The 24,206-nt window shown below is 69.0% G+C and carries 16 protein-coding genes and 1 tRNA gene; 9 read left to right on the top strand and 8 right to left on the bottom strand.

Going from position 1 to position 24,206, the window contains the following annotated elements:
• Positions 1–81: 81 nt before the first annotated feature.
• The 6 genes from AC07N1_RS18840 (at position 82) to AC07N1_RS18865 (ending at position 10,837) form a co-directional block, all read left to right on the top strand.
• On the top strand, positions 82–1,254 hold the full coding sequence (locus AC07N1_RS18840; protein WP_494673174.1) for a S41 family peptidase: 1,173 nt from the start codon (positions 82–84) through the stop codon (positions 1,252–1,254).
• A gap of 175 nt (positions 1,255–1,429) precedes the next feature.
• Positions 1,430–1,687 carry a hypothetical protein gene (locus tag AC07N1_RS18845; RefSeq protein ID WP_494673175.1) on the top strand — a complete coding sequence of 86 codons (258 nt, stop codon included), beginning with the start codon at positions 1,430–1,432 and terminating at the stop codon, positions 1,685–1,687.
• A gap of 104 nt (positions 1,688–1,791) precedes the next feature.
• The gene (locus AC07N1_RS18850) at positions 1,792–3,090 is read left to right on the top strand and encodes an efflux RND transporter periplasmic adaptor subunit (protein ID WP_494673176.1); all 1,299 of its coding nucleotides are present in this window, start codon (positions 1,792–1,794) and stop codon (positions 3,088–3,090) included.
• Between the two features lie 15 nt (positions 3,091–3,105).
• Complete coding sequence (locus AC07N1_RS18855) at positions 3,106–6,240, top strand: multidrug efflux RND transporter permease subunit (RefSeq protein WP_494673177.1); 3,135 nt, start codon at positions 3,106–3,108, stop codon at positions 6,238–6,240.
• Complete coding sequence (locus AC07N1_RS18860) at positions 6,237–9,440, top strand: efflux RND transporter permease subunit (RefSeq protein ID WP_494673178.1); 3,204 nt, start codon at positions 6,237–6,239, stop codon at positions 9,438–9,440. The genes AC07N1_RS18855 and AC07N1_RS18860 overlap by 4 nt, the downstream gene beginning before the upstream one ends.
• Complete coding sequence (locus AC07N1_RS18865) at positions 9,437–10,837, top strand: efflux transporter outer membrane subunit (RefSeq protein ID WP_494673179.1); 1,401 nt, start codon at positions 9,437–9,439, stop codon at positions 10,835–10,837. Before AC07N1_RS18860 ends, AC07N1_RS18865 begins: the two co-directional genes overlap by 4 nt.
• A gap of 93 nt (positions 10,838–10,930) precedes the next feature.
• On the opposite strand, the gene AC07N1_RS18870 is transcribed toward AC07N1_RS18865, so the two are convergent.
• The 3 genes from AC07N1_RS18870 to AC07N1_RS18880 all read right to left on the bottom strand — a co-directional run bounded on the left by AC07N1_RS18870 (position 10,931) and on the right by AC07N1_RS18880 (position 15,268).
• The gene (locus AC07N1_RS18870) at positions 10,931–11,293 is read right to left on the bottom strand and encodes a CZB domain-containing protein (protein ID WP_494673180.1); all 363 of its coding nucleotides are present in this window, start codon (positions 11,291–11,293) and stop codon (positions 10,931–10,933) included.
• A gap of 113 nt (positions 11,294–11,406) precedes the next feature.
• Entirely contained in the window at positions 11,407–12,075 is a 669-nt protein-coding gene (locus AC07N1_RS18875) for a phytanoyl-CoA dioxygenase family protein (protein WP_494673181.1), read from the bottom strand.
• 184 nt (positions 12,076–12,259) lie between these two features.
• Complete coding sequence (locus AC07N1_RS18880; RefSeq protein WP_494673182.1) at positions 12,260–15,268, bottom strand: TonB-dependent receptor domain-containing protein; 3,009 nt, start codon at positions 15,266–15,268, stop codon at positions 12,260–12,262.
• Between the two features lie 226 nt (positions 15,269–15,494).
• On the opposite strand from AC07N1_RS18880, the gene AC07N1_RS18885 reads away from it, so the two are divergent.
• The gene (locus AC07N1_RS18885; RefSeq protein WP_058346819.1) at positions 15,495–15,701 is read left to right on the top strand and encodes a hypothetical protein; all 207 of its coding nucleotides are present in this window, start codon (positions 15,495–15,497) and stop codon (positions 15,699–15,701) included.
• Between the two features lie 144 nt (positions 15,702–15,845).
• The gene (locus tag AC07N1_RS18890) at positions 15,846–17,096 is read left to right on the top strand and encodes a dicarboxylate/amino acid:cation symporter (RefSeq protein WP_494673183.1); all 1,251 of its coding nucleotides are present in this window, start codon (positions 15,846–15,848) and stop codon (positions 17,094–17,096) included.
• A 278-nt stretch (positions 17,097–17,374) separates the two neighbouring features.
• Here the strand turns inward: AC07N1_RS18890 and AC07N1_RS18895 are convergent, their stop codons facing one another.
• The 5 genes from AC07N1_RS18895 to murA all read right to left on the bottom strand — a co-directional run bounded on the left by AC07N1_RS18895 (position 17,375) and on the right by murA (position 23,622).
• Positions 17,375–18,502, bottom strand: a complete 1,128-nt coding sequence (locus tag AC07N1_RS18895) for a glycoside hydrolase family 5 protein (RefSeq protein WP_494673184.1) — start codon at positions 18,500–18,502, stop codon at positions 17,375–17,377.
• Positions 18,503–18,617: 115 nt separating this feature from the next.
• A complete protein-coding gene (locus AC07N1_RS18900) occupies positions 18,618–20,546 on the bottom strand; it encodes a M1 family metallopeptidase (RefSeq protein ID WP_494673185.1) in 1,929 nt (642 codons plus the stop codon).
• Between the two features lie 56 nt (positions 20,547–20,602).
• Positions 20,603–21,733 (bottom strand): hypothetical protein, encoded by a 1,131-nt coding sequence (locus tag AC07N1_RS18905; protein WP_494673186.1) that lies wholly within the window; start codon positions 21,731–21,733, stop codon positions 20,603–20,605.
• Between the two features lie 159 nt (positions 21,734–21,892).
• Positions 21,893–22,330 (bottom strand): DUF2948 family protein, encoded by a 438-nt coding sequence (locus AC07N1_RS18910; RefSeq protein ID WP_494673187.1) that lies wholly within the window; start codon positions 22,328–22,330, stop codon positions 21,893–21,895.
• Positions 22,331–22,332: 2 nt separating this feature from the next.
• Positions 22,333–23,622 carry a UDP-N-acetylglucosamine 1-carboxyvinyltransferase gene (gene murA, locus AC07N1_RS18915; RefSeq protein WP_494673188.1) on the bottom strand — a complete coding sequence of 430 codons (1,290 nt, stop codon included), beginning with the start codon at positions 23,620–23,622 and terminating at the stop codon, positions 22,333–22,335.
• Positions 23,623–23,963: 341 nt separating this feature from the next.
• Between murA and AC07N1_RS18920 the strand changes: the two genes are divergently transcribed.
• Positions 23,964–24,038, top strand: a tRNA-Thr gene (locus AC07N1_RS18920).
• The last annotated feature ends 168 nt before the right edge of the window (positions 24,039–24,206 follow it).

Here is a 24,206-nt window from a genome sequence, read left to right on the forward strand (position 1 = left end):
CCCCTCCCCCCCTCTGTCCAGTTGAGAAGCGTTACCGAAGTTTCAGTTGTCCGCAGGCCGCGGGCGCCCGAGCTTCCGCCCATGCTTCTCCGCTTCTCCCCCGCCCTGGTTCTCGCAGCCGCGATCCTCGCCGACAGCTCTTCGGCCTTCGCCCAGACGGCCGAGGACTTCAGAGCCGATGCGCTGTCGATCGACCGGCTGATCGCGGAGAACTACGCCTATCTCGACCGCTTTCCGTCCGGAACGGCGCCGTCGAGCCCGCAGCTTCGCGCCGAGGCCGAGGCGGTGCACGACTCGCGCTCGCTGACCCGCTACGCCGAGCGCCGCCTGTCGGCCCTGGCCGACCCGCACGCGATCACGAGCCGGTCCTTCAACGACAGCTGGGCGCTGGTCCCCAGCTATTCCGACCTCTGGATCGAGCCGGACGCCGGCGGCTATCGCGTCACGGCCGTCCGCCCGGACACGCCGGCGGCCACGGCGGGCGTGGCGGCCGGCGATCGCCTGCTGGAGGTCGACCATGCGCCGGCGGCGGAGGCGGTGGCGGCCTTCTGGCGCGACCTTGGGGTCGAAGTTCCGCCGGACGGCGCGGGCTATGCGGCGCGGCAACTGGCGGCGGGGCGTCGCGACCGGCCGCGCGTGCTGACGATCCGCAAGGCGTCGGGCGAGGTGCGGACGGTGAGCCTGCCGAGCCTCTATGCCGCGCCGCGCCAGGACCGGCCGCCGGTCACCGTCGAGCGCGGCGGCAAGGCGCTAACCATCCGGTTCAACGACTCCCTGGGCGACGACTCCACGATTTCGGCCTTCGACCAGGCGATGGCCCAGGCCCGCCCCGGCGAGACCGTCATTCTCGACCTCACCGAAACGCCGAGCGGTGGAAACACGGTGGTCGCCCGGGCCGTGATGGGCTGGTTCGTCTCGTCGGCGCGGCCCTATCAGGTGCACCGACTGATCGCCGAGGAGCGCCAGAGCGGCGTGCCGCGCCAGTGGATCGAGGAGGTGCTGCCCCGCGCGGGCCGTCATCATTCCGGTCCGGTGAAGGTGCGGGTCGGACGCTGGACCGGCAGCATGGGCGAAGGCCTGGCGATCGGCCTGGACGCCATCGGCGCCAAGATCTCGGGATGTCCGATGGCCGGCCTGCTGGGGGCGGTCTACGACTACCGCCTGGACCATTCCGGTCTGGTCCTGAAGCTGCCGACCGAGCGCCTGTCGAGCGTCGGCGGCGTTCGGCGGGAAGACTTCGCCTGCAAGTCCTGAGGGCGCTTTTCGCCGATCCTGGTCATGGGCCGGAACTAAACGGGCGATTGAACTCGCGCCTGTACCGAAACTTTCCGCCCATTTTTGCAAGTTCGCCGGACGCCGTTTCAAAGCGGCAACATCGCCGCCACTTCGCATTGCTAGCCGTGCGGTCCCCTCAAGTTCGGAGACCGACATGAAAGCCGTTCTCGCAGCGATCGCCCTGAGCCTCGCCGCCGCCTCTTCCGCCCCCGCTTTGGCCCAGGGCCACGACCAGCACGGCGCCCAGGCGCCGGCCGCCCAGCAGCAGCGCCACGACGCCAAGCCGGGCCCGGGCAAGGAAACCAAGCAGGAGCGCCATGTCCGCGCCTGCAAGGCCAAGCACCGCAACTACGACGTCAAGCGCGACGCCTATCGCGCTCAGGGCGGCAAATGGATCAAATGCCGCCTCTAGCAGTTTAGCTTGAGCATCGGGTCGCCAGCGTCGGCGACCCGACACTTCCTACCCTCGCCTATCCCCGACCATCTTCGCCGCCCGCCCGCGCCCAGAGGCCGTCCATGACCGAATCCAGCCCGTCCTACTCCGCCCGCAAGCCCAGCCGTCGGGCGCGGATCATCGGCGGCGCCGTCGCCGTGGCGGCTCTGGCGGGCGTCGGCGTCCTGGCCTGGACCCTGCTGCACAACGGCGGCCAGGGCGGCGGCGACATGGGCGGCCCCGGCGGTCCCGGAGGCCCGGGCGGCGGCGGCGGTCGTCGCGGTCCGGCCAGCACCGTGGCGGTGGCGACGGCGGCCAAGGCCGATCTGCCGGTGGTGATCGAGGCCCTGGGCACCGTGACCCCGGCGGCCACGGTGACGGTCAAGCCGCAGGTCTCGGGCGTCATCACCCAGGTGCTGTTCCGCGAGGGCCAGCTGGTCCAGGCCGGCCAGACCCTGGTGCAGATCGATCCGCGGCCGTTCCAGATGAACCTGATGGAGGCGCAGGGGAACCTGACCCGCGACGAGGCCCAGCTGTCCGTCGCCCAGCTGACCCTGAAGCGCTACCAGACCCTGCTGGCCCAGGACTCCATCGCCCGCCAGGAGGTCGACACCCAGGCCGCGACGGTCAAGCAGCTGGAAGGCACGGTGATGGCCGACCGCGCCGCCGTCGGCACCGCGCGGCTGAACGTCGGCTTCGCCCGCATCGTCGCCCCGGTCAGCGGCCGCGTGGGGCTGCGCGTGGTGGATGTCGGCAACTACATCGCCTCGGGCGACTCCAGCGGCGTGGCGGTGATCACCACCCTGTCGCCGATCGACGTGGAATTCACCGTCCCGCAGGACGACGTGCCACGCATCTCGCAGCGGGTGTTCGGCGGGGCGACCCTGCCAGTCACGGTGCTGGATCGCACCCGCACCAACACCCTGGACCAAGGGACCTTCTCGACGCTGGACAACCTGGTCGACACCGGCACCGGCACGGTGAAGGGCAAGGCCCGCTTCCCCAACACCGGCGGCAAGCTGTTCCCCAGCCAGTTCGTCAATGTCCGCATCCAGCTCGACACCCTGAAGGACGCCATCGTCGTGCCGGCCACGGCCGTGCGCCAGGGCTCGGACGGCTCGTTCGTCTGGAAGCTGAAGAGCGACCAGACCGTCACCAAGACCAAGGTCACGACCGGCCAGTCGACCACCACCCAGGTGGCGGTCACGCAAGGGCTCGCCGTCGGCGACAAGGTGATCACCGAGGGCGGCGACCGCCTGACCGAAGGCGGCAAGGTGCAGCTGCCGGGCCAGCGCCAGGGCGCGGGCAAGGGCAAGGACGGCAAGGGTGAACGCGGCAAGGGCGGCGCCCAGAACGGCGAAGCCCGCCGGCGTCCGGAATAGGCCGGAAGCCGCCCCATGAACCCCTCGCGTCCCTTCATCCAGCGGCCGGTCGCCACGGCCCTGTTCATGGCGGCCATCGTCCTGGCCGGCCTGGTCGGCTTCAAGCTGCTGCCGCTGTCGGCCCTGCCGGAGGTGGACTACCCCACCATCCAGGTCCAGACCCTGTATCCGGGCGCGAGCCCCGAGGTGATGAGCCAGACCGTCACCGCCCCGCTGGAAAAGCAGCTGGGCGAGATGTCGGGCCTGACCCGCATGAGCTCGGTCAGCACGGCCGGCGCCAGCGTCATCACCCTGCAGTTCAGCCTGGGCGAGACCCTGGACGTCGCCGAGCAGGAAGTGCAGGCGGCGATGAACGCGGCCAATTCGCTGCTGCCGGCTGACCTGCCCGCCCCGCCGACCTACGCCAAGGTCAATCCGGCCGACGCGCCGGTGCTGACCCTGGCGATCACGTCCGACACCCTGCCGCTGACCGAGGTGCAGAACCTAGTCAACACGCGCCTGGCCCAGAAGATCAGCCAGGTATCGGGCGTGGGCTTGGTGTCGCTCAGCGGCGGCCAGAAGCCGGCGATCCGCATCCAGGCCGATACGCAAGCCATGGCCTCGTACGGCCTGACCCTGTCGAACCTCGAGACCGCGATCAGCAACGCCAACGCCAACAGCGCCAAGGGCAGCTTCGACGGTCCGACCCGCACCTACACGATCAACGCCAACGACCAGCTGTTGACGGTTGACGACTATCTGAACCTCGTCGTCACCTACAAGAACGAGGCCCCGATCCGCATCCGCGACGTGGCGGGCGTGGTGCAGAGCGCCGAGAACACCCGCCTGGGCGCCTGGGCCGGCAAGACCCCGTCGATCATCGTCAACGTCCAGCGCCAGCCGGGCGCCAACGTCATCCAGACGGTCGACGCCATCAAGGCCAAGCTGCCTGAGCTTCAAGCGGGTTTGCCCGCCACCCTGAAGGTCGAGGTCCTGGCCGACCGCACCACCGGCATCCGCGCCTCGGTCCACCACGTGGAGATGGAGCTGGTGCTGGCCGTGGTGATGGTCGTTCTGGTGATCTTCTTCTTCCTGCACTCGATCCGAGCGACGATCATCGCCAGCCTGGCCGTGCCGATCTCGCTGATCGGCTCGTGCGGGGTGATGTACCTGCTGGGCTTCTCGCTCAACAACCTGTCCCTGATGGCCCTGACCATCGCGACCGGCTTCGTCGTCGACGACGCCATCGTCATGATCGAGAACATCATCCGCCACATGGAGCGCGGCGAGAAACCGATGCAGGCCGCCCTGAAGGGCGCGCGCGAGATCGGCTTCACGATCATCTCGCTGACCATCTCGCTGATCGCGGTGCTGATCCCGCTGCTGTTCATGGGCGACGTGGTGGGGCGCCTCTTCCGCGAGTTCGCCATCACCCTGTCGATCACCATCCTGATCTCGGCCGTGGTGTCGCTGACCCTGACCCCGATGCTGTCGGCCCGCTGGCTGAAGAGCCACGAGGAAGAGGCCGAAAAGCCCAACAGCGTCGGCAAGAAGGCGCAGGCGCTGTTCGAGAAGATCGAGGGCCGCTACGAGGTCGCCCTGGCCTGGGTCATGGCCCGCCAGAAGGCCACGCTGGTCGTCGCCGTCGCCACCCTGGTGCTGACCGGCGTGCTCTACATGGTCATCCCCAAGGGCCTGTTCCCGACCCAGGACACCGGCCAGCTTCAGGCCCGCACCGAGGTCGAGCAGTCGGTGTCGTACGAGCGCATGGCCGGTCTGCAGCAGCAGGCCGCCGAAGCCATCCTGGAGGACCCGGCGGTGGAGAACGTCGCCTCGTTCATCGGGGTGGACGGCGCCAACAACAGCATGCTCCACACCGGCCAGATGCAGATCAACCTGAAGGCCGACCGCAGCGGCTCGCAGGAAAAGATCATGCAGCGGCTGCGCGATCGCGTGGCCGCCGTGCCGGGCGTCACCCTCTATCTCCAGCCCACCCAGGACCTGACCATCGACGCCGAGAGCGGCCCGACCCAGTACCGCCTGTCGCTGGAAGGCGCCGACACCGCCACGGTCAAGGAATGGGCCGGCAAGCTGGCCGCCAAGCTCGCCGAGGTGAAGGCCGTCCGCAACGTCTACAGCGACGCTTCGGCCACCGGCTCGGCCGCCTATATCGACATCGACCGCGACACCGCCGCCCGGCTTTCGATCACCGCCTCGGACATCGACGACGCCCTCTACAGCGCCTTCGGCCAGCGGATCGTCTCGACCATCTTCACCGAGACCAACCAGTACCGGGTGATCCTGGAGGCCAAGCCGGGCCTGCTGACCGACCCGACCTCGCTGGGCAATCTCAACCTCAAGACCGGCGGCGGCTCGCCCGCCCCGCTGGCGGCCTTCTCGACCATCAAGGAAAAGCAGGCGCCGCTGCAGGTCACCCACGTCGCCCAGTTCCCGGCCACCACCATCGGCTTCGACACCGCGCCCGGCGTGTCGCTGGGCCATGCGGTGGACGAGGTGCGCAAGGCGATGAAGGACATCGGCATGCCCTCGTCGGTGACCCACACCTTCCTGGGCGCGGCCGGGGCCTACGAGAACTCGCTGAGCAACCAGCTGTGGCTGATCCTGGCGGCCGTGGTCTGCGTCTACATCGTGCTGGGCGTGCTCTACGAGAGCTACATCCACCCGCTGACCATCCTGTCGACCCTGCCGTCGGCGGGGGTCGGGGCGCTGCTGGCCCTGTGGGTGACGGGCAATGACCTGGGCGTGATCGGGATCATCGGCATCATCCTGCTGATCGGCATCGTCAAGAAGAACGCGATCATGATGATCGACTTCGCGATCGAGGCCGAACGCAACGAGGGCAAGTCGCCCGAGAAGGCGATCTTCCAGGCCGCCATCCTGCGCTTCCGCCCGATCCTGATGACCACCCTGGCGGCCCTGTTCGCCGCCGTGCCGCTGATGCTGGGCTTCGGCGAAGGCGCCGAGCTGCGCCGTCCGCTGGGCATCGCCATCTTCGGCGGCCTGCTGGTCAGCCAGCTGCTGACCATGTTCACCACGCCGGTCGTGTACCTCGCCTTCGATCGCCTGGCGCCCAGCGCCAAGGGCCGCCGCGAGGACGGCGCCGCCGACGAGGGCCGGGTCGAGCGTCCGCTGCCGGGGCTGCCGTCATGAACCTGTCGGCGCCCTTCATCCGCCGGCCGGTGGCCACGGTCCTGCTGACCGTCGGCCTGGCCATGGCCGGGATCTTCGGCTTCTTCGTGCTGCCGGTCTCGCCCCTGCCGCAGGTGGACTATCCGACCATCTCGGTGTCGGCCAGCCTGTCTGGGGCCAGCCCCGAGACGATGGCCTCCAGCGTCGCCACGCCGCTGGAGCGGCGGCTGGGCACGATCTCGGGCGTCAACGAGATGACCTCGCAGAGCTCGTCGGGCTCGACGCGGGTGACCCTGCAGTTCAACCTCAACCGCAAGATCGACGGCGCCGCCCGCGAGGTGCAGGCCGCCATCAACGCCTCGCGCGCCGACCTGCCCGCGACGCTGAAGAGCAACCCGACCTATCGCAAGATGAACCCGTCGGACTCGCCGGTGATCATCCTGGCCCTGACCTCGGACACCAAGACCCCGGGCCAGATCTACGACGCGGTTTCCAACGTGGTGGCCCAGCGGATCTCGCAGGTGAAGGGCGTGGGCGACGTCGAGATCGGCGGCGGCTCGCTGCCGGCCGTACGGATCTCGGTGAACCCGTTCCTGCTCAACAAGTACGGGGTAAGCCTGGAGGACGTGCGCGCCTCGATCCAGGCGGCCAACGCCAACCGCCCCAAGGGCGCGGTCGAGGGCGACGGCAAGCGCTTCCAGATCTACACCTCGAGCAGCGGCCGCAAGGCGGCCGACTACGCCGGCCTGCTGGTAGCCTGGCGCGGCGACGCCGGCGTCAAGCTGTCGGACGTGGCCGACGTCAAGGACAGCGTCGCCGACACCCGCACGCTGGGCCTCTTCAACGGCAAGCCGGCGATCATCGTGCTGATCACCCGCCAGCCGGGCGCCAACATCATCGAGACCGTCGACAGCGTCCGCGCCGCCCTGCCCGAGCTGCGCGAACAGCTGCCCAGCGACATCAGCGTGCAGGTGGCCAGCGACAGCACCAACTCGATCCGCTCGTCGCTGAAGGAGATCGAGATCACCCTGCTGATCTCGATCATCCTGGTGGTGCTGGTGGTCAGCGCCTTTCTGCGCAGCGCCCGGGCGACCTTCATCCCGACGGCGGCGACCATCGTCTCGCTGCTGGGCACCTTCGGGGTGATGTACCTGCTGGGCTTCTCGCTCAACAACCTGTCCCTGATGGCCATCACGGTGGCGACCGGGTTCGTCGTCGACGACGCCATCGTCGTGCTGGAGAACACCCAGCGCCACATCGAGGCGGGCATGGACCGCTTCAAGGCCGCCGTGCTGGGCGCGCGCGAGGTGGGCTTCACCGTGCTGTCGATCAGCGTCTCGCTGGTCGCCGTCTTCATCCCGCTGCTGTTCATGGGCGGCCAGGTGGGACGCCTGTTCCGCGAGTTCGCCGTCACCCTGTCGGCGGCGGTGCTGATCTCGCTGGTCATCAGCCTGACGACCACGCCGATGATGTGCGCCTACCTGCTGAAGCCCCAGCCCGAGGGCCACCGCGAAGGCCGCATCGCCCGCGCCTTCGAGAAGCTGTTCGACCGCATCCAGCGGCTCTACGCCCGCAGCCTGGACTGGGCCCTGGCGGCCAAGCCGCTGGTGCTGATGATCCTGATCGCGGTCATCGGCATGACTATCTGGCTCTACATCGCCGTGCCCAAGGGCTTCTTCCCGCAGCAGGACAGCGGCCAGCTGATGGCCGGCATGCGGGCAGACGAGAGCGTCTCGTCCCAGGCCATGCAGGGCAAACTCAGGGCGGTCGTCGACATCATCCGCAAGGACCCGGCCGTCGACACCGTGGTCGGCTTCACCGGCGGCAACCGGGCCGGCGGCGGCTTCATGTTCGTCAATCTCAAGCCCATCGCCGAGCGCAAGGAGAAGGGCAGCGCCGTCATCGCCCGCCTGCGGCCGCAGTTGCAGAAGGTCACCGGCCTGTCGATCTTCCTCAACCCCGTGCAGGACGTGCGGATGGGCGGGCGGTCGAGCAACTCGACCTACCAGTACACCCTGACCAGCGACTCCAGCGCCGCCCTCAAGGAATGGGCGCCGAAGCTGGCCGAGGCGATGAAGGAGCATTCCGACGTCATGACCGACGTCGACAGCGACCAGTCGGAAAACGGCGTCGAGACCCTGGTCACCATCGACCGCGACAGCGCCTCGCGCATGGGCGTCACGCCCAAGGCCGTGGACAACGCGCTCTACAACGCCTTCGGCCAGCGCCAGGTCGCGACCATCTACGAGGACGTCAACCAGTACGGCGTGATCCTGGAGTGGAACCAGAAGTTCGCCCAGGGCCCCGAGGCGCTGAACGACGTCTATGTGCCGACCAGCACCAGCGGCGGCGCCACCACGGCCAGCACCAGCGGGGCGTCGGTCAATCCGTCGCTGCGCGACGCCTCGACCGGCTCGACACTGAACACCTCGGCCACGCCGATGACGCCGCTGACCGCCATCGCCAGCGTCTCGCAGAACGCCACCCCGACCTCGGTCAACCACCAGAACGGCGAGCTGGCGACCACCGTGTCGTTCAACCTGCCGGACGGGGTGTCGCTGTCGCAGGCCCAGGCCGCCATCACCCAGGCCGAGGCCGACATCGGCCTGCCGACCAGCGTGCGCGGCAGCTTCCAGGGCAGCGCCCGCAGCTACAACGAGCAGATGAAGCAGCAGCCCTATCTGATCGCCGCGGCGCTGGTGGCGATCTACATCGTGCTGGGCATCCTCTACGAGAGCTACGTCCACCCGGTGACGGTGCTGTCGACCCTGCCCGCCGCCGGCGTCGGGGCGGTGCTGGCCCTGCTGATCTTCAACATGGAGTTCTCGATCATCGCCCTGATCGGGGTGTTCCTGCTGCTGGGGATCGTCAAGAAGAACGCCATCCTGATCATCGACTTCGCCCTGGAGGCCCAACGGGCCCGAGGGCTGACGGCGCTGGAGGCGGTGCGCGAAGCCAGCCTGCTGCGCTTCCGTCCGATCCTGATGACGACCCTGGCCGCCGCCCTGGGCGCCCTGCCCCTGGCCATCGGCTTCGGCGAAGGCGCCGAGCTGCGCCGGCCGCTGGGCATCACCATCATCGGCGGCCTGATCGCCAGCCAGCTGCTGACCCTGATCACCACCCCGGTCGTCTACGTCTACATGGACCGCCTGCGCGGCAAGCGGCGCAAGGACGAGCGCGACCTGACCCACATGCCCGCCCCGCCGGAGCCCGCCCGATGACCGCCCGTATCCTGACTTCGCTTCCGCTTCTGGCTCTGCTGGCCGCCTGCTCGACGACGCCGGCCTACGAGACCCCCAAGCTCGCCTCGGCCACGCCCGCGACCTGGAAAGCGCTCGACGGCTGGAAGGCCGCCAGCCCTTCGGATCACGTCGACCGCGGCGACTGGTGGACCCTGCTGGGCGATCCGCAGCTGGACGCCCTGGCCCAGCGCGTGAAGGTCAACAACCAGACCATCGCCTCGGCCGAGGCGGCCTATCGCCAGGCCCGCGCCCTGGTGAAGGAGCAGCGCGCCTCGCTGTTCCCCGCGATCGACCTGTCGGGCTCCGGCACGAAGACGGGCGGCGGGGGGGCGGGCTCCAGCAAGGGCGAGCGCTACCAGGCCGGCATCGGCGCCAGCTGGGAGCCGGACGTCTGGGGCCGCATCCGCGCGACGGTGAGCAACGCCAAGGCCTCGGCCCAGGCCAGCGCCGCCGACCTGGCCGCCGCCGAGCTGTCGGCCCAGGGCGAGCTCGCCACCAACTATCTGGGCCTGCGCCAGGCCGACGCCGAGATCGCCCTCGTCCAGGCCACGGTCGAGGGCTACCAGCGGTCCCTGAAGATCACCCAGAACCGCTACGACGCCGGCATCGCCCCGCGCTCGGACGTGCTGCAGGCCCAGACCACCCTGGCCAACGCCCAGTCGACGCTGGAGGGTTTGACCCAGACCCGCGCCACCTACGAGAACGCCGTGGCGGTGCTGGTCGGCGAGCCGGCCAGCAGCTTCACGATCGCCGCCGATCCCAACTGGTCGGCCAGCGTACCGGAAATCCCCGTGGGCCTGCCCTCGACCCTGCTGGAGCGCCGTCCCGACGTCGCCGCCGCCGAGCGCCGCGTGGCCGCCGCCAACGCCGAGATCGGCGTGGCCCGCGCCGCCTATTTCCCGACCTTCACCCTGACCGGCGACGGCTCGAGCAGCGCCACCAAGCTGGGCGACCTGTTCGCGGCCTCGACCAACACCTGGTCGCTGGGCCTGGCCGCGGCCCAGACCCTGTTCGACGCCGGCGCGCGCAAGGCCCAGGTGGCCCAGGCCCGCGCCTCGTACGACGCGGCCGCCGCCGACTATCGCCAGACGGCGCTGGAGGCCTTCCAGGACGTCGAGAACCAGCTGACGGCCGTGCGGGTGCTGGAGCGCCAGTATGCCCTGCTGCAGACAGCTTCGACCGCCGCCGACCAGACCGAGCAGATGCTGCTGAACCAGTATCGCGCCGGCCAGGTGGCCTATACCGACGTCGTCACCGCCCAGGCCTCGGCCCTGTCGGCCCGGCGCGAACTGGCCACGGCCCGGGTGTCGCGCCAGGCGGCGGCGGTGGCGCTGGTGCAGGCGCTGGGCGGGGGATGGACGAGCGTGAAGGAGTAGGCTTTCAGCCTATCTTTCGAAACCAAAAGGCTCGTCATCCCGGCTCTCCGCTGCGCTGCGGCCGGGATGACGAAAAATGGAGAGCTTGAGTCCCTACCCCGCCGTCGTCTCGGCGGCGATGCGCATCTTGCGGAAGGCGGCGGTCAGGTCGGCTTTGGCCTGAGCCAGGGCGCCGCCGTTGCGCAGGGCGCGGCGGGCGTCGGCGACGGCGCCGCGGTTGATCTGGTCGGCGACCTGGCCGGCGGCGCGATGGAATTCGCGATGGGCCTCCAGGCAGTGCAGGTGCAGGTGGCTGCCCGGCATCCGCCGGTGGCCTTCGCCGTGCAGCCACTGGCCCGCGGCGCACTGGCGCTCGGCGCGGACGGCGACGGCGTCGACCTGGCGGCTAGCGGCCATGGCCTCTTCGAGGTCTTCGCAGATGCGGTTGTGAAACTGGGTCTGTTCCAGGAAGTCCATGACCACGCTCTCACGCTGGGGGCGACTGAGGCGCGGAATGGCGACTTTCGGTTTCGCGATTATTGCGCGGAGGTTGCAGTTTGACGACGGCCGCCGGCGCGCGGGGCGAGCGCCTAGGGGACGAACACCTCGCGGGTGTCCATGCGCACGTTGCGGACGGCGCGGCATGCGTCTTCGCCGACCCGGTCGCCCTCGGGCTTGAAGCTGGCCAGGAACGAGCGCCGCCGCGCGCCGGAGCGGTTGCGGGTGGCGCCGTGCAGCAGGTCGGCGTCGAACACCAGGATGTCGCCCGCCTCGCCGGCCAGGGTCACGGACAGGGCTTCGTCCGGCTCGCCCCGGTCGAGGCGGCGCGGCAGCACGCGGGTGGCGCCGTTGTCGGGACCGTAGGGGTCGAGGAAGACCATGGCCACGACGGCCTTCAACCCCGCGCCGTCGCGGTGCAAGGGCTGGTGGCCGCCGTCCAGCAGCGGCTCGCGACCCTCGACCTGGCTGAGGAAGAACGGGCCGCCCAGGATCCGCCCCGCCGCCGACAGCAGGGACGGCAGCCGGTAGGTCCGCCGCACGACGGGATCCAGGTCGACCAGGGCGTGACGCCAGCCGGGCGCGCGGGGCGGGATCCAGCGGTCGGCCGCCGTTTCGCCGGCTTCGAAAGCCTCGCGCAGGGGCGCTCGCCAAGCGTGGGGCACGGCGCCCCGCAGCAGCAGGTAGCCGTCGCGGTCGAGGGCGTCGGCCAGCCCGGCCTCCAGGGGATCGATCCGGGAGGGCGTCGTGAAATCGCTCATGACGCTCCCTAGGGTTCAACCCGAACGTTCGCAAGCCGCCCCCGCACGGATCCCGAAACGCGAAAAGGGCGCCGGCCCGCCAAGACCGGCGCCCCTCCTCGCCGCCGCCGGGGGTGTTGGCGGCGAAGGCCGGGCGCGTCGAAAGGGGGGCGGACGCGCCCGGTGTCTCAAGCTCGCGTCGCGACTAGAAGCGCTTGCGGACGCCCAGGTAGTAGGAGCGGCCCAGCACGTCGTAGTTCTGGGCGTCGTAGTTGCCCTCGGTGTCGCCCACCTGCGGCGGAGCCTTGTCGAACAGGTTGTTGACCCCGAAGCGCAGGTCGGTGTCCCACGGCAGCTTGACGCGGCCGTTGAAGTCGAAGGCGTTGTAGGAGACGACGCCGCGCGAGGTGCTGGTCGGGGCGACCACCTTGGCGGAGTTCTCCATGGCGTCGATCCAGCGCCAGCGCAGGCCGACGCTCGCCGGACCCCAGGTGTAGGTGGTCGAGGTGACCGATTTCCACTTCGGGTGGGCGGTGCCGGCGGTGCTTTCGACGCCCGTGCCGATGGTGCCGACATAGTCGTAGACCGCAGCGCCCGGCAGGCTCTGGATCTTGAACTTGTCGGTGTAGCCCAGGGCCACGTTGACCGACAGCGAGCCGGGCACCTTGTCCAGCAGGGTGTCGGCGAAGTCGAAGTTCCAGTCGACCTGCACGTCGACGCCGGTGGTCTGGAACTGGCCCAGATTCAGCAGCGGCTGGACCGGGTTGGTCGGCACACCGCTGGCCGAATTGCGGGTCAGCAGCGAGCAGTAGTAGTTGCTCGGATCATAGGTCGGGTTGGCGCCGCCCGAGTTGAAGCAGAACTGGAAGGCGTTGACGATCGACAGGCTGCCGATCGCGTCCTTCACCTTGATGTCGTACCAGTCTATCGAGGCGGTGATCCGGCTCAGCAGCGGGCCCTCGAACGGCGAGCGCAGCACGGCGCCGAACGAGTAGGTGTCGGCGGTTTCTTCCTGCAGGTCGGGGTTGCCGCCGGTCAGGGCGAAGACCTGGGCGGTGCCCAGCTGGTAGCTGTCGATGATCGCCGTCGGCACGCCCTGCGCCAGGCAGAGCGAGCGGACCGCCGCGGCGTTGGCGCCGGTGCGGTAGGACGAGCGGACGTCGCAGGGGTCGCCGTTGGTGGTGGTCGACGAGGCCGTGCCGATGGCCACCGAACCGGTCGAGACCGGGGCGTAGAGCTCGCCCACGCTGGGGGCGCGGATGGCGCGGTTGTAGCCGCCGCGCAGGCGCACCGGCTCGATGATCTTCCAGTCGAAGTCGGCCTTGTAGGTCTGCACCCCGCCCACCGAGCTATAGTCGGAATAGCGGTAGCCGAGGTCGAGATTGAACTCCTCGATGAACGGCAGGTCCCTGACGATCGGCACCAGCAGTTCGCCATAGACCTCGTAGGTGTCGACCGAACCCGAGGCGTCGCGCAGCACGCTGTAGCCGAGGATGTCGCTGGTGCCGTCGGGCTGGTTCAGCTGGCTGTCGGGCTTGAAGGTGTATTCGTTCGAGCGGTAGTCCGTACCGGCGGCGAACTTCACCGAGCCGGCGGGCAGGTCGAACAGCGTGCCCGAGACGTTCAGCTCGACCATGCGCTGCTCGAGGCTGTTCTGGTTAAGCGTGCGGCGCGACATGTAGCGCACGCACTCGCCCGACGGGGTCAGGTTGCCGAAGGGGTTCCAGCCGCCGGCGCAGTATTCCGTGCCGCCGGTCGGGCTGTTGAGCAGGCGCGAGATGGCGCTGGCGCTAGCCCCGCCGGTCTGCTCGTTGTCGAACTTGGCGCGGCTGAACGAGACGTAGCCGTCCCAGGTCCAGTCGCGGAAGCCGGTGTCGCCCGACAGGCCGTTGGTGAACTGGAAGACGTCGTAGCTGTACTTCTGGACGCGCGGACCCAGGATATCGAGGGCCTTGTAGAAGGTGAAGGCGGCGTTCGGGGTCGGACGCGAGGCCAGGATGGCCTTGAAGTCGTTGGGGATGAACGGGTTCGTCACCGGCACGGTCAGGCCGTAGACGTTCGAGGCCAGGGTCGGGTTCGACACGCCCACCGAGGTGTAGTCGGTGAAGGTGAACTGCGAGAAGAACCGCAGATTGTCGGTCAGGTTATAGTCGACCTTGGCGAACACGGCGTAGCGGTCGAGGTCCGACTGCATCGAGCTGCCGTTGTAGCCGAAGTTCACCTGCTGCGAGGTTCCCGAGGCGTTGGCGTTGACGATGTAGGCGTTGTCGGTCTGCGGGTCGCGGAAGTTCAGGACCGGCACGCCCGAGGTCGAGAACAGGGTCTGGTCGGTGTTGAAGCCGAGCTGGCCGGTGTAGCGGCCGGCGCTGTTGCCGGTCAGGGCCGCCGTCCCGTAGGTCCCCTGGAACAGGCTGTTGATCGAGGCCAGGGTCGGCAGGTTGGCGCCGAACAGCACCGTGCCCTGCGGGATGGTCGAGAGGCCCGGCGCCGAGGTGCGGAAGATGTAGTAGTCGCGGGCGCTCTGCAGGGCGCGGTCGCGGTTGGTGTAGTCGAACGACAGCACCGCCCGGCCCTTGCCGTCGGCGAAGGACGAGCCGCCGGTGACCGAGAAGCGGAACGACTCCGCGTCGCCCTTTTCCGAAATGCCGTACTGGGCGTCGGCGGTCAGGCCCTCGAAGCTGCGCTTGAGCTTGAAGTTGACGACGCCGGCGGTGGCGTCCGAACCGTAAGCGGTGGAGGCGCCGCCGGTGATGACCTCGACGTTCTCGATCAGGGCTTCGGGGATGATGTTGAGGTCGACCGAGCCGTCGGGGTTGGACGGCTGCAGGCGGCGGCCGTCCAGCAGGATCAGGGTGCGCTTGGCGCCCAGGCCGCGAAGGCTGGCGTAGGACTGGCCGCCGTTGAGGCCGGTGCTGGTCGAGCCGGTGTTGCCCTGGCCGAACGAGCCGGTGAACTGGGGCATCTGCGACAGGGCCTTTTCGACCGTCACTTGGCCCGTGGCCTCGATCGCCGCCGCGCCGACCGTCTGGATCGGGCTGTTGGCCACATAGTCCTGACGGGCGATGCGCGAACCGGTGACGACCACGGCCTCGACGGCCTGGGGCTCTTCAGGCGCCGGGGCCGCCTCCTGGGCGTAGGCGCCGGCCGCGCCGATCATCAGGGCGCCATAGGCGCAACCGCCCGCCATCATCGCTCGCAAGGTGCTGGATCGCATCGCTTAGTCCCCTTCGCATTCGGTCGCGCCCCTCGCGCTTCCGAACCTCAAGACGCAGCCTGTTGCGGAACCCACATCTTCCCGACGACATTTTGCCGTAAAGCCAAGTCACGGATTGGTAAGGAGAAATTTTTTTGTCGGCGAACGTGAGGAAACGTCGCGCGACTGCGTCTTGATAGATGCGGGCCGCTTATGTCGGCCTCCTGAAAAGAGCTACGGGACCGTTATGCCGGACGTGATCCAGATCCCCGCCGAACACTTCGAGCGATTGAAGAGCCGCCTGCCCGCCATCACCCGCGAGCACCTCAACAACGTCTACGGGATCAGCGAGACTACCTGGACCAAGCTGCGCCGGGGCGAGCCGATCAAGCGGGTCACCTGGGAGCGCCTCCTGAGCCGTTACGAGCGCCTGCAAAAGGCCGCCGCCTCCTGATAACCGCGCAAGCGCGTCCCTATTCCTGACCGGGACCGGCCCTTTTTCCGGCCCCGCCGTCCGCCCTTTCCCCAAAATTCACGCACCATGCGGACGCCCGAGCGACAGGCGGCTCGCCGGCCGCATGCGCAGAGGTTCCGCCCGATGAACAAACGCTTCGCCTATCTGATCGTCGGCGCGATGGTGCTGGGGGTGCTCGTCGGCTGGGGGTGCAACCAGTTCCTCGACGCCGAGGGGGCCAAGTCGGCGGCTTCGGGCCTGTCCCTGATCACCGACATCTTCCTGCGCCTGATCAAGATGATCATCGCGCCCCTGGTGTTCACCACCCTGGTGGCCGGCATCGCCCACATGGAGGACGCCGCCGCGGTCGGCCGCATCGGCGCCAAGACCCTGGGCTGGTTCATCGGCGCCTCGGCCGTCTCCCTGCTGCTGGGCCTGCTGATGGTCCACCTGCTGCAGCCGGGCCATGGGCTGCATCTGGTGGAAGCCGCGGTGTCGTCCAAGCCCGCCGCCTCGACCGACGCCTTCACGCTGAAGGGCTTCATCACCCACCTGGTGCCGACCTCGATCTTCGACGCCATGGCCAAGAACGAGATCCTGCAGATCGTCGTCTTCTCGCTGTTCGTCGGCACCGCCGTCGCCGCGCTCGACGACAAGGCCCCGCAGGTGCTGCACCTGGTCGAGCAGTGCGCCCAGATCATGCTGAAGGTCACCGGCTTCGTCATGAAGCTGGCCCCGCTGGCGATCTTCGCGGCCCTGGCCTCGACCATCGCCACCCAGGGCCTGGCCATGCTGGGCGCCTACGCCAAGTTCGTGCTGGGCTTCTACGCCACGATGGGGACCCTCTGGGTGCTGCTGTTCGCCGCCGCCTTCGTGGTGCTGGGCAAGCGCGCCATCCCGCTGTTCGGGGTGATCCGCGAGCCGGCCCTGCTGGCCTTCTCGACCGCCTCGTCGGAAGCCGCCTACCCCCGCATCCTCGACAGCCTGCCCAAGGTGGGCGTGCGTCGCCGCATCGTCTCGTTCGTCCTGCCGCTGGGCTATTCGTTCAATCTCGACGGCTCGATGCTCTACTGCACCTTCGCCACCATGTTCATCATGCAGGCCCACGGCGTGCACCTGACCATCCAGCAGCAGATCTTCATGCTGCTGCTGCTGATGGTGACCTCCAAGGGCATCGCCGGCGTGCCGCGCGCCTCGCTCGTCGTCATCATGGCCACCCTCACCTATTTCGGCCTGCCCGAGGCCTGGATCGCCCTGGTCCTGGGCGTCGACCACCTGCTCGACATGGGCCGCTCGGCGACCAACGTCGTCGGCAACTCCGTCGCCGCGGCCGTCGTGGCCAAGTGGGAGGGGGAGCTGGAGGACATGCCGGAGGCCGAGGCCGCCAAGGCCTGATCCTTTCTCCGTAAAATCCCCGCGAAAGCGGGGACCCAAGCGTTTTATCGTCGAGCGCCCCGCGTTTCAGAAAAAGCCTGCCCCCCGCTTTCGCGGGGGTTTTACGGTTTGGGGTGGGGGTTGAGCGATGCCCTCAACAACACCGTCTCCCTCGCCCTCGTGGCGAGGGCCCATGCCGGCCGCTGCTCAGACCGCGCTCCAACGCGAAAGGTCTGAGCAGGCTGAAGCATGGATCCTGGGCACAAGGCCCAGGAAGGCGGAGGGGAGAGCCTCGGGGCCTAGGGAGCCTTCCCCGTCAGCGCCTCGACCACCTTCGGATCGGCCCACTTGCCCCAGGTCGGATCCAGCAGCCCATAGGGCTCCACCGCCCCGACGACGCGGTTGTAGCCGCCCGACTGCGTGCCGTTCAGCGGCCACCAGGCGAAGTCGATGCCGGTGTCCCGCGCATACCTCGCCAGAGCCCACACGAAGGCGGTGCGGTCGCTCTTGCACGGCTGGCCGTCGGGGCCGTTCTGGGTGCAGCCGCCCCACTCGCTCATATAGACCGGCGCGGTCCAGGGCTGGCCGGGATCACGCACGAAGCCCCAGCGCTCGTGAGACCGGCGGGCGAAGGCGGCCGGGTCGGCCAGTTCCTCGGGCTTGCGGTTCCAGGCGTAGTCGTGGGCAGCGTAGACCAGCTTGCGCGGGACCGACAGGGTCACCGGCTGGTCGCGCACGCCGCTCAGGTGGTTCTGGTAGTCGATGCCGCCGACGATGATCAGCAGCTTCGGATTGACCGCCAGCACGGCCTCCGCGCCGCGCATCGAGGCCGCCCGCCAGTCGGTGCGCGGATCGCCGCCGCCCCAGACGGGCTTCAGGCCCAGGGACGGGTCGGGACGGATCTCGTTGCGCAATTCGGCGGCGACCACGAAGGGACGGTTCGCATAGCGCGCCGTCACCGTCTTCCAGTCGGCCAGCCAGGCGCTTTCGGGATAGGCCGGGGTCCACCACAGGCCGTCGCCATGGGCCTCGTCGCAGCACCAGTCGCCGCGGCTGCGATGGTTGTCGAGCACCACCATCAGCCCCTCGCGGCCGATGGCGTCGACCACCGCATCGAACACCTGGAGGGCCGTCTTGCCCTTCAGCTTCGGATTGGCGGCCAGGAAGCGGTCCTCGATCACCGGATCGCGTTCGACCAGCTCGTTCGACCACGGCAGGCGCACCGAGTTGAAGCCGCCGGCCTTGATGGTCTTCACGATCGCTTCGAGCGGCTGCCTGTCGAGCCCGCCGACCACGAACTCGGCCGACTCCGCCCCGAACCAGTTGACGCTGACCAGCCGCACCTTCGCGCCCTTGGCGTCGACGATGTCGGGACCGCGCGTGGAAAGCGGATATTTGGGCGCGGCAAGCGCCGGGACAGCCAGCAATGCGCAGGCAAGAGCGGCCGCGAGGCCTCTAAAAAAAGCCGACAAGAAAACGCTCCGCCACCAGCAAGGGACGGAGCGCATTCATCCTACAAATACCCTCGGGCGCAAGCGGCCCCTACTTCACCGTCTTGTCGACAGTCTCGCGGGTGACGGCGTGATAGAGCGGCCGGGACTCCGCATAGATGCGCCTGGCGATCGGCTGACCCCAGTCGCCCTGGCCCCACAGCGAGACGAACAGCGGGGCGACGAACTTGCGGCGGCCCTGGCCGGTCAGGAACTGCTCCAGCGACGGCACGGCCGGCTCGTAGCGGTTGGCGATGGCCAGCTGCAGCCAGGCGAAGCGGATCTCGCTGTTGCCCTGGGCCGACAGGCCGAAGGCGGCGTCGGCGGCGGCCAGCTGGGCCGGCGTCAGCTTGCGCGGCAGTTGGCTGACAAACCGCACCCGCTCCGACGTGCCCCAGCCCTTCCAGGCCTCGACCGGCGCAACGCCGCCGTCCGCGAAAGCCTTGGCGGCGGCGTCCACAGGCTCGAAGGCCTTGGACTGCACGTGGACGGCGTTCTCGGGCAGGCCCGGCTGGTAGATCCAGCGCTGGACGTCGATCTTCTTTTCCAGCGCCGCATCGCCCTTGAACAGGTTGGCGCGCAGGTCGGCGATGAAGCCCTCGGCGGTCTGCGGCTGGAAGGCGTGGCGGGCGAAATAGCCGCGCAGATAGGCGTCCCAGCGCTCGCGGCCGACCTCCTTCTCGATGGTGCGCAGGAAGGCCGCGCCCTTCTCGTAGGGGATGTCGGTCATGCCGTCGTCGGGATCGCGGCCGGTCAGGTCGATGTGCAGGCGGGTGTCGGGACCGGTCATGCCACCGGCCTCCTCGATCGCCTCGTGCAGGTCGGTCCAGCCCAGGTCGGCCAGCATTGCGGCCGTGTCCTTGCCGTACAGCGACTCCATGATCCGGTTCTCGAAATAGACCGTGAAGCCCTCGTTGAGCCAGAAATCGGCCCAGGTGGCGTTGGTCACCAGGTTGCCCGACCACGAGTGCGCCAGCTCGTGCGCCACCAGGCTGACCAGCGAGCGGTCGCCGGCGATCACCGTCGGGGTGGCGAAGGTCAGGCGCGGGTTCTCCATGCCGCCGAACGGGAACGACGGCGGCAGCACCAGCAGGTCGTAGCGGCCCCAGCGATAAGGGCCGTAGAGCTTCTCGGCGGCCTCGACCATCTTCTCGACGTCGGCGAACTCCCAGGCCGCGGCCTTCAGAGCCGAGGGCTCGGTATAGATCCCGGTGCGCGGGCCCAGGGGCTGGAAGGCCAGATCGCCGATGGCGATAGCGATCAGGTAGGGCGCGACCGGCTTGTCCATCGCGAAGCGATAGGCGCGGCCGCCGCCGGCGACGGGCTCGCCGTCGGGCGTCAACATCTGCGCGCTCATCACCGCCTTCAGGCCCTCGGGCGCGACGATGCGGGCGGTCCAGGTCTGGCGGATGCCGGGGCTGTCCTGGGTGGGGATCCAGGTGCGGTTGAGGATCGCCTCGCCCTGGCTGAACAGGTACGGCTTGACCTTGCCGGCCGTCTGCGAGGGCGACAGCCATTGCAGGGCCGCGCCGTCGGGGGCGCTCTCATAGGCGATGACGATGCGCTTGGCGCCGGCCAGGGTCACGGTCAGCGGCGCGCCCAGGTGCGGGTCGAAGGCGCCGAGGGTCCACTTCAGCGGCTTGCCCTGGGCGTTGGTGATCGACTTGATCTTCAGGCCCTTGGTGTCGAGCACGACCGCCTTGGCGCCGGGCGCGAGCTTCAGGTCGAGGGCGGCCTTGCCGACCATCTTCTTGCCCTCGAAGTCGGCCGTCAGGTCGAGATCGACGTGGGTGACGCGGGCGACCTGGGGCCTGGCGTAGGAGTGGATGTCCTTGGCGTCCGAGCGGGTCGACAGCGGGGCGATCATGGGGGCCCCCGTGGCTTTCGAGACCGGCGCCGCCGAAGCCAGGGCCGGGACAGCGACGCCGCCGAGGAGCGCGGCCACGAGCAGGGCGCGCGAGGTGTTCGAGATCAGGGACATGAGGCGATGAATCCGTGGAAGCGGAACTTTGCCCCTCTTATTCCAGATACGGGCGCCTACAGATAGTCGAGCAGGCTCATGCTGGTGTTCAGCGTCCCGTCGGCCCCGAACATCGAGGAAAGCTTGTCCGAGAGGTTCTGCAGCGAGACCAACTTGTCGTAGAGGGCCGGGGTCCAGCCGACGGCCTCGCGCTCCTCATCGCTCATCGAGACGTATTGCGAGACCAGGGTGCGGCCGAAGGCGGCGCTGTCGCCCGACTGCTGGGCCGACTTCCAGTTCGAGGAGACGCCGTCGCGATTGCGGGCGCGGACCTCGTCGGCGGCTTCCTTGACCTCGTGCTCGGAGAACTTGCCGCCCTTGTTCAGGGCGATGGCCGACAGCGAGCGGTCGTCGAAGCGGGTGAAGTCGATGGTTCCAGCGTCGGCGTTCGTCGCCATGCCCTCGCCGGTGGCCAGCGAATACTGGCGGTCCAGGGCGGTGCGGACGTCGGAAGCCACGTCGGCGATGTCGCGCGAACGCGGATTGGAAACGACGCCGCCGTTCTCCTTGAGGTAGGCGGCGACCGGATCGTCGGCGATCCCGGCCGGGGCGGTTCCGGGCTTGGCGGTCGCCTGGCGCAGACCCTCGACCAGGGCGGCCTTGGCGTTCTGCCAGGCCAGCGTGCCCTTTTCCTCGGTCCCGGCGGCCTCGTGGCGGGTCAGGGCGGCCTTGTAGAGGCCGGCGTAGTCGCCGGTGACCCGGGCGTCGGCGGCGGGTCCGGCCAGGGCCTTGTCGAGGCCCGCCTTCAGCTGGAGGCTGGCGACCACCTGCTCCTCGATCGGGAAGCTTCCGCCCTGGTTCGACGCGATGGCGTACAAACTGCGGCGGTCGAGGCCCGAGACATCGATCGTCGCCTTGCCGTCCTTCAGGGCGCTGGTCGCCTTGGCGGCGGAGAGCAGGCTGTCGAGGCTCTTGCGGGCGTCGGAAATCACGGTGGCCAGGCCGCGACTGTCGGAGCCGGCGGCGGCCATGGCCGCCTGGGCTTCCGCCGACAGGGTGACGCTGACGCTGGAGGCGCCGGTCTTGGCGGCCTCGGCCGCCTTGGTCTGGGCTTGGGCCTGGGCGGCGGTCGTCGTTCCCGCCTGGCTGCTCGTCGCGCCCGCATAGGCATAGGCGGCGGCGTAGCCCTGAGAGCCGATCCTGGTCATCACGCACTCGAAGTCGATTCAACTTCGGATAAGCGTATCAGGTTGGATGCGATTTGAAATGTTTGGAAATCAGAAGGTTGGTTGGTTAACGCCCCTCCCTTTAATCCCGTCATTCCCGCCCTTGTGGCGGGAATGACGGGCGGAAGGGGGAGCGCGCCCCTACCCCTCGTGCCCCGGCTTCCTGGGAGTCGCCCAGGGCTCCGACACATCAGCCAGGGCGGCTTCGACGCAGTCGACGGTGACCCGCAGGTCGCCGCCGCCGGCGAAGGTCAGCAGGATCACGCCGCCGGGGGCTTCCTCGCCAGGCTCGAAGGCGATCGACAGCAGTTCGACCACCGCCTGCCTGGCGTCGCGGCGCAGGTTGCGGGCCTGGACGCCGGTGACGTCGCCCAGTTGCAGGGCCGAGCGCACGCGCTCGCCGCCCTTCTTCTTGGCGCCGGCTTCCCAGCGGAAGCGGTTGCAGGCCAGGGTCAGGGTGCGGGCGGCCGCGTCCCAGCGGATGTCGCCGATCTTGGCGACGGCGTCCTGCAACGCCGCCGAGATCACCGGCAGGTCTTCAGGCTCGTGGGCCAGCAGGCGGAGGGGGGCGGCGCTCATGCTCAGAGCTCCGGCTCGCCGTCGCCCTTGATGCGGCGCACCTGGGCTCCGCAGGCGCCCAGCTTCTCTTCCAGGCGCTCGAAGCCGCGGTCGAGGTGGTAGATGCGCGACACCACGGTCTCGCCGCGGGCCACCAGGCCGGCGATCACCAGGCTGACGGAGGCCCGCAGGTCGGTGGCCATCACCTCGGCGCCTTCCAGCTGCTCGACGCCGCGCACGCGGGCCTCGCCGCCGTGCACCGAGATGTCGGCGCCCAGGCGCATCAGCTCGGGGGCGTGCATGAAGCGGTTCTCGAAGATGGTCTCGCGGATGCGGCTCTCGCCGTTCGCCGTGGTCATCAGGGCCATGAACTGGGCCTGGAGATCGGTGGCGAAGCCGGGGAACGGCGCGGTCTCGAGATCGACGGCGTTCAGGCGCGAGCCGTTGCGGCGGACGATGACGCCGTCCTCGGTGCGGACGACGGTGGCGCCGGCCTCCTCGAGCTTGACCGACAGGCTCTCGATCAGTTCCGGGCGGGCCTTGGTCAGGCGCACTTCACCGCCGGCCATGGCGGCGGCGACGGCGTAGGTGCCCATCTCGATGCGGTCGGGGATCACCGAGTGGGTCGCGCCGTTCAGTCGGGCGACGCCGGTAATGGTGATGGTGGGGGTGCCCGCGCCCTCGACCTTGGCGCCCATGGCGTTCAGGCACTCCTGCAGGTCGGCCAGTTCCGGCTCGCAGGCGGCGTTGCGGATCACCGTCACGCCGTCGGCCAGCACGGCGGCCAGCATGGCGTGCTCGGTGGCGCCCACCGAGACGATCGGGAAGACGATCTCGGCGCCCTTCAGGCCGCGCGGGGCCTGGGCGTAGACGTAGCCTTCGTGCAGGTCGATCTTGGCGCCCAGGGCCTCAAGCGCCTGGAGGTGCAGGTCCACCGGACGCGCGCCGATGGTGCAACCGCCAGGCAGGGAAACCTTGGCCTGGCCCGAGCGGGCGACCAGCGGACCCAGTACGTTGAACGAGGCGCGCATCTGGCGCACCAGGTCATAGGGCGCAAAGCCGCTGGTGATCTCGGGCGCGTGCAGGATCGTCTGCTGGCCGTCGGGACCGTCGCTTTCGGTGACGCTGACGCCCAGGCGGGTCAGTAGCTTGCCGAGGAATCGCGTGTCGGCCAGGCGCGGCATGTTGGTCAGCCGCAGCGGCTGATCGGTAAGCAGGCTGGCGGCCATCAGCTTGATGGCCGAGTTCTTGGCGCCGCTGACGGGGATGGTCCCGTTCAGCTGCGCGCCGCCGGTGATGGCGATGCGATCCAATGAAATTCCCTCGAACGCGCGGAAAAGCCGTCCTCCGCGCGGGTCACATGTGAGGTCGCGGTTCTAACGCTTGCAAGGGGGCATGCAAGAGGCCGCGCCGATTCCTATTCCGAAGCCGATTCCGGCTTGGCCGAGGCGCTGGCGGGCGCCTTGCGACGGCGAAGGTTGGTTCGCAGGGCCTGGGCCAGACGCGCCTCGCGTTCGGCTTTTTCCTTGTCCTGACTGGGGTTTGGCTTCGATGACTGACTCATGTGTCCACAGGTGAATTGCCCGCGACGTTCAGTCAACGCGATTTGGGCTTTGCAATCCCCGAAATCGTTGGCTATACGCCCCTCCTCGTCGCCGCCGTAGCTCAGTGGTAGAGCGCATCCTTGGTAAGGCTGAGGTCGGCAGTTCAATCCTGCCCGGCGGCACCACGGGGACCCAGACGGAAGTCTGGGTCCCCACCACACCCCTGAAATCGCAAAGCTTTCTCGACGCCAGACGGCGTGCTCGTTCGCGCTCGCGAAGTCGTGTCCGAACAGACAAAGCCGTCCGCCGAAGCTGGAAGCGCGTCGTTTAGCCGGCCGGAATCGCCCACAGGA

The sequence above is a fragment of the Caulobacter sp. GW821-FHT09B11 genome, assembly GCF_059418205.1.